Raw genomic sequence first — 12,835 nt, forward strand, 5'->3', positions numbered from 1 at the left:
GCATAACTCCTTTACTCATGTAATCCGCATTCTGTTTTACCAGAACCTTGCCATCTGCCTGAACGTAAATCCTCCATCGTAAAGGCTGGCTTTGTACAATGCTCACAGCCGATACTTGGATAGCCTTGATCGTGCAATGGATTGTATGGCAAATCATGCTTGGAAACATAACGCCAAACATCCTTCCAAGTCCAATGAATCAGCGGACATACTTTAATTGACTGAAATTTATCATCACGATTAAGGAAATTTGTTTTTTGGCGTGTTGGCGATTGTTCACGGCGTAAGCCTGATATCCATGCCTTTGTACCTGATAGCGCTTCATATAAAGGCTTAATTTTACGAATATCACAGCATTGATTTGGATTGGATTTCCATAGTTCATCACCATATTGAGCCGCCTGCTGTTCTAGTGTAAGTGCTGGCTTCTTCATCACAATATTTAATTGCGGATATTTTTCTTTCACACGCTGAATTGTTTCATATGTTTCTTTAAAATGAACATCTGTATCTAGAAAGACAATCGTTGCATCTGGCTTTACTTTTGAAATAAGGTCAATTAAAACAATGCCCTCAATGCCAAAGCTACATGCATAAACGATTTCATCCCCATATTCCTGATAGCTCCACCGTAAAACCTCTAGTGCAGCCTTATATGTTTCATCAATCTGAAAATCAATGGTTGGCTCCTGCCAAGTTGCATGTGTTAACATCAAATCCCCCTCATAGCGAAAAAGGCGTTCTAACATAAGACACCGCAAAACAGGTCTTTGTTAAAACGCCTCTAGTTTAACTAGTCAGCCTATTATTTGTGATTGTTCACTATTTCATGTCGCAATCACTTTTCTTATTTACAATATATAACACAGCATACCTAGTAGTCAACTAGGTTTTTTATATTTTTTGAATTTTAAAGCTTTTTTCGCTCAATTTTCTTAGTCACTCAAAATAACTATATTTTAACATTTTTCGAATAAGCATTTTTTCAAATTCCTTGTTGACTAATAAGAAATGTATGTTTAATGTATTACTAAGCGATAACGCAAACAAAAAAATGCTGATCAGAGGATCTGAAGGCCATCTATCTATGATGTTAATTCATTGTAGAAGATGGCTTTTTTGTATTCTTGAATTCAGAAAAAGGAGAGAATCAATATGAAAAAAACACATCTTTTCCGATCATTAGCACTTCTATCTGTATTCACATTAGCTTTAACAGGCTGTGGCAGTGCTTCAAATGAAACTGCAGATGCCCCAAAAACAACAAAATCTGTGGAACTATTAAATGTATCCTATGACCCTACACGTGAGCTTTACGATGAATTCAATCAAGATTTTATTAAAAAATGGAAGGATGAAACAGGTCAAGAGGTCACGATTAAGCAATCACATGGTGGCTCTGGCAAACAAGGGCGAGCAGTGATTGACGGGCTTGAAGCAGATGTTGTCACACTTGCACTAGCCTATGATATCGATGAAATTGCACAGGCTCGTGAGCTGTTAAATGAAGATTGGCAAGCAGAATTTGACCATAATTCTACCCCATACACATCAACCATTGTCTTTTTAGTACGCAAGGGCAACCCAAAAAATATTCAAGACTGGGATGATTTAACAAAGGACGATGTATCAGTCATCACACCTAATCCTAAAACATCTGGCGGGGCTCGTTGGAATTACTTAGCTGCTTGGGCTTATGCTGGGGAATTATACAATAATGACGAAGCTAAAATAAAAGAGTTTATGAATGCACTTTATAGCAATGTAGAGGTACTAGATTCTGGTGCTCGTGGTGCTACAACAACATTCGTAGAACGACAAATTGGGGATGTTCTAATTGCTTGGGAAAATGAGGCTTATCTATCGCTTCATGAGTTGGGTAAGGATGAATTTGAAATTATTACCCCTTCATTAAGTATTTTAGCAGAGCCACCTGTTGCCATTGTTGATAAAATCGTGGATAAAAAGGATACGCGTGAAGTTGCTGAGGCTTACTTACAGCATTTATATAGTGATACTGGTCAAGAAATTGCTGCAAAAAACTATTATCGACCACGTAACGAGGAGATTTTAGCTAAGTATCAGAAGCAATTCCCTCAGCTTGAGCTTGTTACCATTGATGATTTTGGCGGCTGGTCAAAAGCACAGACAACTCACTTTAAGGATGGCGGTACTTTTGATGAAATCTATGTACCACAATAAGGAGCGTTGTCATGAATAATGTAAGCTTACCGAAAAAATCACGTAGAATTATTCCCGGCTTTCATCTGTCACTTGGCTATACAATGCTCTATGTTAGTTTGCTTGTGTTGTTACCATTGTCAATGATCTTTATTCATACGATGTCCCTAAGTTGGACTGAATTTATTACGATCATTACAGACCCTCGTGCTGTTGCCTCGTATAAAATCAGCTTTGGTACAGCACTAGTCGCTGGTATTATCAATGCTATTTTCGGCACAATTATTGCTTGGGTTCTTGTACGCTATCCATTTCCATTTAAGCGAATGATTGATGGACTGGTAGACTTACCCTTTGCCTTACCTACTGCTGTAGCTGGGATTGCTTTGACTTCACTCTATGCACCAAACGGTTGGATTGGTCAATTTTTCGAGTTTAAAATTGCCTTTTCGCCTCTTGGCATTATTATCGCCTTAACATTTATTGGGCTACCATTTGTTGTTCGAACAGTACAGCCAGTCTTACAAAATATTAGCGCCGAGGTCGAGGAGGCTTCTGCAAGCCTTGGTGCAAATCGTTTACAAACCTTTCGTAAAATCATTTTGCCAGAGCTGACACCTGCTATTTTAACAGGCTTTTCTTTGGCCTTTGCCCGTGCATTAGGTGAATACGGCTCCGTTGTATTCATTGCTGGAAATATGCCGATGAAAACGGAAATTACGCCTTTAATTATTATGACAAAGCTCGAACAATATGATTATGCTGGTGCTACTGCCATTGCAGTCGTTATGCTTGTCACATCCTTTGTGTTACTATTCATGATCAATTTCATACAATGGCTAACGAATCGCCGTTTTATACATTAGGAGGTTATATATGGAATATTCAATAGCTCTATCAAAGCCTGCTGCCTTACAAGAGCCTCGCATTATTCGGTATTTATTAACGTTTATTGCTTTAGCGTTTTTAGCCTTTTTTATCGTGCTGCCTTTAGTATCTATTTTTATTACAGCATTTCAAAAAGGAGCAGAGGTATATTTTGCAGCGATTACACATCCAGATGCCTTAGCTGCTATTAAACTAACGTTAATAGTTGTTGCTATTGCTGTACCATTAAATGCTATTTTCGGTGTAATGGCTGCTTGGGTGCTTACAAAATTTAATTTTAAAGGAAAAAATCTATTGCTTACTATTGTTGATTTACCCTTTGCCGTTTCCCCTGTTATTGCTGGCTTAGTATTTATTTTATTGTTTGGCTCTCAGGGGCTATTTGGTGATTGGCTGTTCGCACATAATATTAAAATTGTTTTTGCACTGCCTGGTATTGTGCTTGCTACTATTTTTGTTACATTGCCCTTTGTAGCACGTGAGCTAATACCTTTGATGCAGGCACAGGGAACGTCTGAGGAGGAGGCATCCATTTCTCTTGGTGCTAGTGGCTTTAAAACATTTTGGTATGTCACATTACCGAATATTAAATGGGGTTTATTTTATGGGCTAATCTTATGTAATGCACGTGCCATTGGAGAATTTGGTGCTGTTTCTGTTGTGTCAGGTCATATACGTGGCATGACCAATACAATGCCGCTTCATATTGAAATTTTATATAATGAATATCAATTTTCAGCCGCCTTTGCTGTCGCCTCACTAATGAGTGTGATGGCAATCTTAACATTAGTTATAAAAGACATCATTGCATGGAAATCAAAATCCGTTTAGAAGGGGATGGTTCATATGAGTATCCACATTCACAACATATCGAAAAAATATGGCTCTTTTCAAGCATTAGAGGATATTTCAGTTAATATTCAATCTGGAGAGCTAGTAGCTTTACTTGGCCCCTCTGGCTCAGGAAAAACTTCATTATTACGTGTCATTGCAGGTCTTGAATCCTCTGATGTGGGCGACATTTTATTTGATGGGCAGTCCATGACAGATCGGCATCCAAAGGAACGCAATGTAGGCTTTGTCTTTCAACATTATGCACTTTTTCGCCATATGACTGTTTTTGATAATGTCGCTTATGGGCTAAAGGTGCGTCCTCGAAAAACGAGACCCTCTAAACAAGACATAAAAGACAAAGTAATGGAGCTGCTGCGGCTTGTTAAACTTGAAAATTTCGCGGATCGCTACCCTACACAGCTATCAGGTGGACAACGACAACGTGTAGCGCTTGCCAGAGCTCTCGCTGTAGAGCCTAAGGTGCTTTTACTGGATGAGCCCTTTGGAGCGCTGGATGCCAAAGTACGAAAGGAATTACGTCGTTGGCTACGCAAGCTGCATGATGAGTTTCATATTACAAGTATCTTTGTCACGCATGATCAGGAGGAAGCTTTAGATGTAGCAGATCGCATTGTTGTGATGAACAATGGCAAAATCGAGCAAATTGGAAGCCCTGATGAGGTCTATACAAATCCAAAAAGCCCATTTGTCTATGATTTTTTAGGCAATGTCAATCTCTTTAAGGGGCGCTTAGCGAATGGCAAGCTATTGCATGGTGCAGTTGCCCTTGATGTCCCTGATAGCCATACACATACGGAAGACAACGCCATAGGGTATGTACGTCCTCACGATATTCATATTGAGAAAACCAATATGCCGGGTACAGTCCCTGTCAAAGTCAGTCATATTCATTTACTAGGGCCGATCGTACAAATTGAGCTACGACGCGAAGACCTTGACGAATTTTTAGAGGCAGAATTATCAAAAGAACAATTTTTTCAGCTTCAGCTGACAATTGGCGATCAAGTTTATGTCAAACCAAAGCATTTAAAGGTGTTTATTCCTGAGGATTACTCTATTTAATAAAGCTGCATAAATCCCAAGCTCTAAAAATCTTAGGGTTTATGCAGTTTCTTCTCTATTAAAATAGTCGCACTTTTTTAGCTACATACATCGCCATACTAACTGTTATTAACAATAAAAATGTAAACTTCTTCGTCATCTCTGGGTCCTCTGGTAAAGGTGGAAGGAAAATAAAAATATGTGGCCATGGCAGACCCGATGTTCCTAATGTCACTACCTCAATCACGGTATAAATAAATAAAATAGCTAAGGTCACCTCAACGCTTTTCATCACAAAAAGCAGTGCAAGTCCGCCAAACAAATAAAACAACAGTAGTACAGGTAAATGGGTTAAGGTAATGCTATCAAAGACAGCAGCACCTCCCTTTATTCCGATAATTAGCAATAGCACAATTAGCAACAAACTATAGAGAATACCATAACGAGCAATATCATAAAAAAACCATTTGCGATAATAGGGAAACAATGTATCCTCGGCTCCATGCACTAATAGCTCGCTATAGCGATACACTAAATGCCAGCAGCAAAATGGCAAAAAAATACCTTGCACAATAATAAAATGGTTATAGTAATCTTTCTCCATCGAGGCATAAAATAAAATCCCTAGTAAAGCTACTCCCCACATGAAAAATGGCACATAAAATGCCCCTTTCATGCTTTTTTTATCAAATGCAAACAATAGCCTACTATTTTCCATTATCAACACCTCGTACAACTGCTAAATAGCCTTCCATTAAACGAGGAATCACCCTTGGCTGATCTAAAGCTTCCGTTGAAAAGATACGCACCTTTAAATGTTGTTCCTCTTCATTAATTTGTGTAACATCCTGTGTCATTAAAAGCTCACTTAATGCCTCTGCCTGCACATCCATATGATAGACATAACCATCCGCTCGTTGCTTTAGCTCCTCAGGTGTACCTTCAAAACGCAGCTGTCCTTGTGTCAGAATACCAATTTTAGTACAAAGAAACTCAATATCCTCCACAATATGGGAGGAGATAACAACCGTATGCTGCTTCCCTAGCTCTAATAATAAGTTACGAAAACGAATTCGTTCTTCAATATCAAGCCCTGCAGTCGGCTCATCAAACAATAAAATAGATGGCTTTCTCATTAATAATTGGGCAATACCGACTCTTCTTCGCATTCCCCCAGATAGCTCATTCATTTTTTTATGTTGCTGTCCGCTTAAATTTACAATCGCTAATGCCTCTTCTATTTGCTGCTGTCGCTCACTTTTTTTCACAATTCCCTGCAAAACAGCAATATGATCAAGCACCTCATAGACTGAAATTTCAGGATAAATCATAAAATCTTGCGGTAAATAACCGATCAAGGTATTAACAGTAATATAACTAGCATGACGATGGACATAGTGTTGATCATCAATTTTAATTGAACCAGCCGTCAACGTCTGCAATCCTGCTAATATTTTCATTAATGTTGTCTTACCTGCCCCATTTGGACCAATTAAACCATAAATCCCTTCTACTGTTAATGAAATATCATCTAATATATTGCGCTTTTTAATCGTTTTTGTTAAATTCTCAATTTCCATTCTCATGCTGAAGCACCCCCCGTACAAGTTGTTCAATTTGCTGCCAGTCATTTTGCACCTGCTCAATATTACTAAACCATGCACTTAATAGCCGATTTTGTAATGCTTCGTCTGCTTGCAACACCTGGCTATAAACAAAATCAGCCGATTGTTGATCTGTAGCTGAGAACTCGTGATAATAAAATGGGCTTGGGCGGAATAATTCAGATCCTGGTTGGTTAATTTTATGACGCGTTGCTAAAATTTGGCTTGTCAAATCCAGCCATTCCTCAGCTACTGCTGGATTGCTCAATTGCTGATTAATATGTGCAAATGCCAGCTTACTTGGCATTAAATAAGCTGTCCCATCAATAGAGTCAATAGCATAGAGAGAATCTGTTGGATATAACAGGAAATTATCATGCCATTGTACCGCTCCCCCACCTGATTGAAAAACAAGCAAATCTGGCAAAGCTCGGCTAGCAGATATTAGCTTTTGAAGGTCTTGATTAACCTGCTCCATACGTGTAATCATCACCTCAAATTGCTCTTTTGTTTCCGTCCAATCTAATGGATAAACTATTTGATAGTGCCCAATTGTTTGCTGTTGGAACGGTGCCTTGATTACTGCTAGGCCATCTACAACGCCCTCATAAATGGTTGGCTGAATTTGCGGAATATTTAAAAGCAACTCTTGCTTGCTATGCACCTGAAATTTCACTGCTGGCTCTTGAATTGGCTTCAGAATAGCTCGACCATAGCCTATAAAATCAATATACTGTATAAGCGGTTCCGCACTTCTTTTTGGATACCAGCCCACTGTAGCAGGTAATAGCCAACGATCTCGATGCACCTTAACAAAAAATTGACTCGTTAATGTATAGTCAAAAGTTAAAGCAGTTGTTGTTGGTTGAATTGTAACACTTACTGTATCTCCTTGACGTTGAAAAGACTGCTCCTTCCCATGCTCATCTACAATGCGCTGAATCGGAAAGGCATGATGGAGTTGAAAGGTCGGTGTCGTTGTTTGTACTTGCTCTAAGGCAACTGTTGTCGATAATTGATTGCCTGTATCGCTGATGTTAATTGTATAATTAGCGATATGATAACGTAAATCGGCTGGTGGTATAGTATAGTTTTTATAATAAAGACTTTCAGCTTCTTCATCTGCATAGTTAAAAACTCTTGATTCATTACGTGTCATCTGCTCAATACTTCCTATTGTTAGCCCACCTACTAGAAATATAGCAATTACAGTAGCTATACGTTGTTGACGGAACATGCTATAACGCAATAAGCTAATCAAAAGTAATAAGACCGACACCAATATCCAGCCAATTCCTTTCCACGCTGTCCCACCTGAATAACTATAGCCCATATATGATTGATAGACTTGGTAGAGACTCATTGTAGATAAATATGAAAAGCTACGCCAATCATCCGCCTGAATTTGTCGAAAATAGTTGATAAAAATTTCTGTATTTATCGGTCCTAGTAAAAACCAAATTATCAGTAAAATCACAAAACTTATCTTATGTTTGCCCACTACACTAGCAATCAACACACCAATCGCTAAACCAATCAAGGTTGGTAGCCAACAATAGAGCACAATAAATAGAGCTACTTCTAGATAAAAGTTTGACCACGGAACCGAAACAGCCCTATAAAAGCACCATACAAGCAGTGTTTGGACAATAAAAAATATACCTTGAATACTCATATGTACAACTGCCATTGCTACGATTTTCTGCCATAATATACGGTAGGCATCTGAGAAATAACGTTCCATGCCAAAAGCACGCTCTTCAGCAAATAAGCGATAAAAAAAGACCATATAAATCATAAAAAGCATTTGCCCTGGCACAAAAAGCTCCCCTAATACATTGCCATAGTCTGTTGAAGTGCCGTTATATAGTACAATATAACGAACAGAAAGCATCACTGTATAGACAAGTAAAGCCCCTACATAAAATTTACTAGTTATTAGACGTTTACTATAAAAAATGACTAAATTCATCCACCGACTCATCCGCTCCATCCTTTCCTCACATACTAGTAAAGATGCATCGCAATAAACTGCGATGCATCCTTTAGCTTACTTCACCGTAACTTTAGCGCTACCCGAAATTTGTGTTGTATTCGCCTGTGTATTTGCTTGTGCATAATACTGTTCTCCACTTGTTGTTGTAAAAGATGTGGATGTGGATGTTCCTGGATTTGCAATTAAGTTTGCCTTAATCGTATCTGGCCACCAATTTTTATATACTTTAGCATAGCCTTGTACGTAAAATACCGGACCTGATGATGTCACTGTCAAAGTTCCAGATGTTCCAGTAGCTGTTACGTTACTTCCTGTTGCACTCGAACTACCTACAGGTATGTAAGCTGTAGATGTCCCTGCTGCATAGGCTGAGCCAGCAACGCCAAGCATAACAGCCAATGCACCACATTTAAGTATTTTATTCAGCTTACCTTTTTTCTTACAAATTAGCATATTTCTCACCTCCTTTCAATGGTGTTAATGTACCATTATCTAACAAAAATGTTTGTTGTACAGATTGTGAAATATCAGGTTCCATACGATTACCTGTAATAACAAAAGATAATTTATTTTCCCATTTTTTAAGAAAATCAAAAAACTGAGATCGTTCTTCAAAATCTAGTATTTTAAAGGGTTCGTCATATAAAATAATGGGAATTCTCATCGTCATAGCAATATGTGTATAAAAGACTAACTTTAAAAACTGATTTAATTGTTGAAAATACATTCGACCATCTAATTGGTAATCTAAGCATAATCCTGATACTACAAAGGATTTTTTAGTGAACAATCTATATATCGTGTGCAATTTAAAACCATTCCATTTTAAACTAAAGTCTTCAGGGACTAAAAAAAATGCTTGTCTTTTCCCTAATACTGAATGTCCCAATGTCAGATTTTCTTGTAAGTGAATTTCACCTTCCGTCAATTTTTTCTGATAAAAAAGCATGTGGAGTAAATCTGTTTTTCCTATATTATTTCTCCCAACAATGTAGGATGTTTTTGGTATTTCAATTGTGACATCATATAAAATTTTTTTATAAGAAACATTTTGAAATATAAGCATGTTGTCTTTCTCCTTATTTATATGATTTAAGAAAATAGTGAACTTGTTCTAGCGCTCTTTCTATAGCTTCTTTAGTATCTACCCCTTGCTGTAAAAAATAATGGTAGGCAATAGATTGTAGCGATGCTTCTGTGATTCCTTCAAATAACCCCACATCGTTTATATTTTGAAATGGTGTGATCATCATATAAAGGGTATCTCCATTGATCCAAAAATCATCAATTGAGTTAGGAATATCCACTTCAAATTTAGGAACAACAACTACTTTTTTCACCTGCGAAAAGTGTTGATTCTCTAGCTGCATTCTATGGAATTGCTCTACTTGATTTAAATAGTTGCTAATTGCACTATCAGTAGCACTCCACATAATAGGCATATATACTGTATAACGCCCAACTATTTTTGTACTATATTTTCCAATAATCAATGTAGGACAGGCTGTTGATTCTATTGGTTGTAATTTAGCTAATGATGATGCCACTGTAATACTATTTTTTTCACATGTACCGTTGAAACGATTCAACGTAGGTTGCTGATTTTCATTTAACAAATAGTCGATAGGTGCTATCACTGTAGGATACCAATTAAAGTGATATGGCAAATAAATATTGCCGTCTTGAATAGGTGTTAAACCATCACCATACTTAGCTATATATTCAAATGTTATCTTATCTTGTGCTCTATCTTTTAAAACAATTAGATTACCGTGTCGTTCAAAATCGATTTCTTGATTATTAGCTGTTACTCGTTTTAAATTGAATAGCTTATTTAAAAAAAATCGAGTCTGATCAGTAGTTGATAAAAGTAACGTAGTATTAAATGCAATACTTTGATCTGGCAACTGAGATACTTCAATTTTTTCTATATTTATTTGTTGGTCATCACCTTCACTATACAACGGTGTTTTTTGCCCTAATAACTCCGTATTAAGATGAATGTACTGCTCGAAGTAAAGCTTCTGCTTTGTTGCTTGAGGAATATTTGCATATAAATATTCCACTCCTATACTCATTGCAACTACACCCAAAAGCATTATTGCTAGAAGTATTTTTGGCTGCTTTATACTCACATATACAAACCATAAAATAATAACGACTACTATACATAGTCCTTTAAACACTAATGATTCATCTGCCTGAAGTGATCCTGAGAATACAGGATAATAAGGTAGACTATTCATAATAAACAAATCATAATAGGGTCTTTTCCATTCAATTAACATACTAACTGACAAAGGAACACAAAACATTAATCCGAAGAATATTCCAAGCATTCTATGCTTTCGATAGGATATATCCGCACTAAAAATACCAAGCAATAACCCTATTAAAAACGGCATATAGTAATAATTACCATATTCTTTAATAAGATTAATCATTATTTCAACAGAAAAATCAAATAAATAGCTATAATAGCAAATAAAAAGAAATAGAAATATGCTATGTAAAGTCGTAAAGCCAATTACTATTTTCAAATACCATAGAATTAAGTTTTGGCGAAAATAATTAATGGATGTTGCGTGATAAAACATACTAGTCGAATCAACCTTCACATAAATTACCGATGCCATAACATAACCCCAATAGATGGAAGCAATAATTCCGGTTATTACCAAATATTTAGTATAAAGTAAAAATTCACCCGTATGTGGCACATATGGATTAGTAAATAGATAAATCATCGGAGCGTATAACAAGGTGATTCCTATCAATGATTTTTTGCTCAGTAGATTATTTCTAAACACGAAAAAATCACCTCTATTCTATTTTTAAGCCTCAATAAAAAATATACAATTTTTTATTTAATTTCCTAAATCATAACAAAATATAACATAAAAAAACATCCGTATATCCCGCCATTTTTTTGCAGGATATACCTATTCAATGAGATTCAATATGAATGATAATATTTTACTATCATTTATTTTTATAGTATTAATAATAGGTAAAACTTTGATTATTAGGGAGGTTTTTGAAAATAAATAAAATATTACGGAAAATCACTTAATTATTTAAAGAAAAAAGGATGTCCTTACAGGAGAGCAGGGATACGACTAGAATTAAAGGTATTTCAATTCGTCATCTAGAGGCAACAAGGGAGGAGCGTAAACAATTACCACTTTTCCTTCATGACGATGTTTTACAGTAACAATTATTAGTTGTACATAAAATACAGACTACATTTCAGCAGACATTAGTAGGTACGGTTATAACTCTTCGTGTTATATGACATGATTTGCCTCCATCATAGTGAAGGATTTTTTTAGCATCCAATCTATATGGCAAAAATATTTAATAACATGTCATTGATGTGCGAGTAACAAAGAGCTCGTCAATAATAGTAAAACATGCAGAAGCAACATAAATTTATACTGCTATTAATGATTGTAGCTGATAATGGACAAGGCTTTTATATTTTGAACATCAGATACTATTTGTACAGCAACACTTTAAATTATTCACTATTTCAGGAAAGGGTAGAGCAATTAGGAGGATAATTTACGATTGCATCTCAGCTAAGTGAGCAGACAACTATTACAATCACATTGCTATTAGAATGGAGTGAACAATATGACTATTAAGATATTATTAATAGATGACCATTTATTACTATTGGAAGGCTTGAAAGCAGTACTAGAAAACGAACCAAGTATTCATGTAGTTGGCACTATTGCTGATCCATCACAACTTTTAGAGGAACTGTTACAATTGCAGCCTGATGTGATACTAATGGATATTCGTATCAAATCTCATAATGGGCTAACCTTAACAAAATCTATCACACAACAATTTCCTCATATAAAAGTTATTATCCTATCAGGCTATGATGATGATGCCTATGTTCAAGCTGCTCAAAATGCTGGAGCTAAAGCCTTTATGACAAAGGAACAATCCAATGAAGAGCTAATTGACACAGTGAAAAAAATTTATGCGGGAGATACTGTATTTCCATCCTTTAAAAAAACACGACTTACACCAAAAGAGCTAGAAATTTTGCAGCTTATTGTAGCAGAAAAAACAAGCGAAGTGATTAGTAAAGAGCTTGCTATTAGTAAACGGACTGTAGAACATCATATTTCCTCTATTCTACGAAAACTGAGTGTTCAATCACGAGTAGGTGCTGTTGTAAAGGCACTGGAACAAGGCTTAATTCGCAACACAAAAGGGCTGTAAGGAAAAGCATCCTCTTCCTTACAGCCTCTGT

At 36.4% G+C, this 12,835-nt stretch carries 13 protein-coding genes; 6 read left to right on the forward strand and 7 right to left on the reverse strand.

What is annotated here, in order from left to right; translation table 11 throughout:
* Positions 1 to 11 precede the first annotated feature (11 nt).
* Positions 12 to 713 (reverse strand): phosphoadenylyl-sulfate reductase, encoded by a 702-nt coding sequence (locus MHB42_RS14995; protein WP_340807150.1) that lies wholly within the window; start codon positions 711 to 713, stop codon positions 12 to 14.
* 442 nt (positions 714 to 1,155) lie between these two features.
* On the opposite strand from MHB42_RS14995, the gene MHB42_RS15000 reads away from it, so the two are divergent.
* From MHB42_RS15000 to MHB42_RS15015, 4 genes are read left to right on the forward strand one after another with little or no spacing between them, the layout of a single operon-like run.
* The gene (locus MHB42_RS15000; protein WP_340807152.1) at positions 1,156 to 2,202 is read left to right on the forward strand and encodes a sulfate ABC transporter substrate-binding protein; all 1,047 of its coding nucleotides are present in this window, start codon (positions 1,156 to 1,158) and stop codon (positions 2,200 to 2,202) included.
* Positions 2,203 to 2,213: 11 nt separating this feature from the next.
* Positions 2,214 to 3,047: a sulfate ABC transporter permease subunit CysT gene (gene cysT / locus MHB42_RS15005; RefSeq protein WP_340807153.1), complete on the forward strand. Its 834-nt coding sequence runs from the start codon at positions 2,214 to 2,216 to the stop codon at positions 3,045 to 3,047.
* A gap of 10 nt (positions 3,048 to 3,057) precedes the next feature.
* Positions 3,058 to 3,900: a sulfate ABC transporter permease subunit CysW gene (gene cysW / locus MHB42_RS15010; RefSeq protein WP_340807154.1), complete on the forward strand. Its 843-nt coding sequence runs from the start codon at positions 3,058 to 3,060 to the stop codon at positions 3,898 to 3,900.
* Positions 3,901 to 3,915: 15 nt separating this feature from the next.
* Positions 3,916 to 4,986, forward strand: a complete 1,071-nt coding sequence (locus tag MHB42_RS15015; RefSeq protein WP_340807155.1) for a sulfate/molybdate ABC transporter ATP-binding protein — start codon at positions 3,916 to 3,918, stop codon at positions 4,984 to 4,986.
* Positions 4,987 to 5,044: 58 nt separating this feature from the next.
* Here the strand turns inward: MHB42_RS15015 and MHB42_RS15020 are convergent, their stop codons facing one another.
* The 6 genes from MHB42_RS15020 to MHB42_RS15045 form a co-directional block, all read right to left on the reverse strand.
* Complete coding sequence (locus MHB42_RS15020) at positions 5,045 to 5,683, reverse strand: hypothetical protein (RefSeq protein ID WP_340807156.1); 639 nt, start codon at positions 5,681 to 5,683, stop codon at positions 5,045 to 5,047.
* Positions 5,673 to 6,551 carry an ATP-binding cassette domain-containing protein gene (locus MHB42_RS15025; protein WP_340807158.1) on the reverse strand — a complete coding sequence of 293 codons (879 nt, stop codon included), beginning with the start codon at positions 6,549 to 6,551 and terminating at the stop codon, positions 5,673 to 5,675. The genes MHB42_RS15020 and MHB42_RS15025 overlap by 11 nt, the downstream gene beginning before the upstream one ends.
* Positions 6,535 to 8,553 carry an ABC transporter permease gene (locus MHB42_RS15030; RefSeq protein ID WP_340807159.1) on the reverse strand — a complete coding sequence of 673 codons (2,019 nt, stop codon included), beginning with the start codon at positions 8,551 to 8,553 and terminating at the stop codon, positions 6,535 to 6,537. The genes MHB42_RS15025 and MHB42_RS15030 overlap by 17 nt, the downstream gene beginning before the upstream one ends.
* 66 nt (positions 8,554 to 8,619) lie before the next feature.
* A complete protein-coding gene (locus MHB42_RS15035) occupies positions 8,620 to 9,018 on the reverse strand; it encodes a hypothetical protein (RefSeq protein ID WP_340807160.1) in 399 nt (132 codons plus the stop codon).
* Entirely contained in the window at positions 9,005 to 9,631 is a 627-nt protein-coding gene (locus MHB42_RS15040) for an ABC transporter ATP-binding protein (protein WP_340807161.1), read from the reverse strand. Before MHB42_RS15040 ends, MHB42_RS15035 begins: the two co-directional genes overlap by 14 nt.
* 13 nt (positions 9,632 to 9,644) lie before the next feature.
* Complete coding sequence (locus tag MHB42_RS15045; RefSeq protein ID WP_340807163.1) at positions 9,645 to 11,375, reverse strand: hypothetical protein; 1,731 nt, start codon at positions 11,373 to 11,375, stop codon at positions 9,645 to 9,647.
* A gap of 281 nt (positions 11,376 to 11,656) precedes the next feature.
* On the opposite strand from MHB42_RS15045, the gene MHB42_RS15050 reads away from it, so the two are divergent.
* Both MHB42_RS15050 and MHB42_RS15055 read left to right on the forward strand, forming a co-directional pair.
* The gene (locus MHB42_RS15050) at positions 11,657 to 11,779 is read left to right on the forward strand and encodes a hypothetical protein (RefSeq protein ID WP_340807165.1); all 123 of its coding nucleotides are present in this window, start codon (positions 11,657 to 11,659) and stop codon (positions 11,777 to 11,779) included.
* Between the two features lie 422 nt (positions 11,780 to 12,201).
* The gene (locus MHB42_RS15055) at positions 12,202 to 12,804 is read left to right on the forward strand and encodes a response regulator transcription factor (RefSeq protein WP_340807166.1); all 603 of its coding nucleotides are present in this window, start codon (positions 12,202 to 12,204) and stop codon (positions 12,802 to 12,804) included.
* The last annotated feature ends 31 nt before the right edge of the window (positions 12,805 to 12,835 follow it).

The sequence above is a fragment of the Lysinibacillus sp. FSL K6-0232 genome (assembly GCF_038008325.1).
Lineage (GTDB): Bacteria > Bacillota > Bacilli > Bacillales_A > Planococcaceae > Lysinibacillus.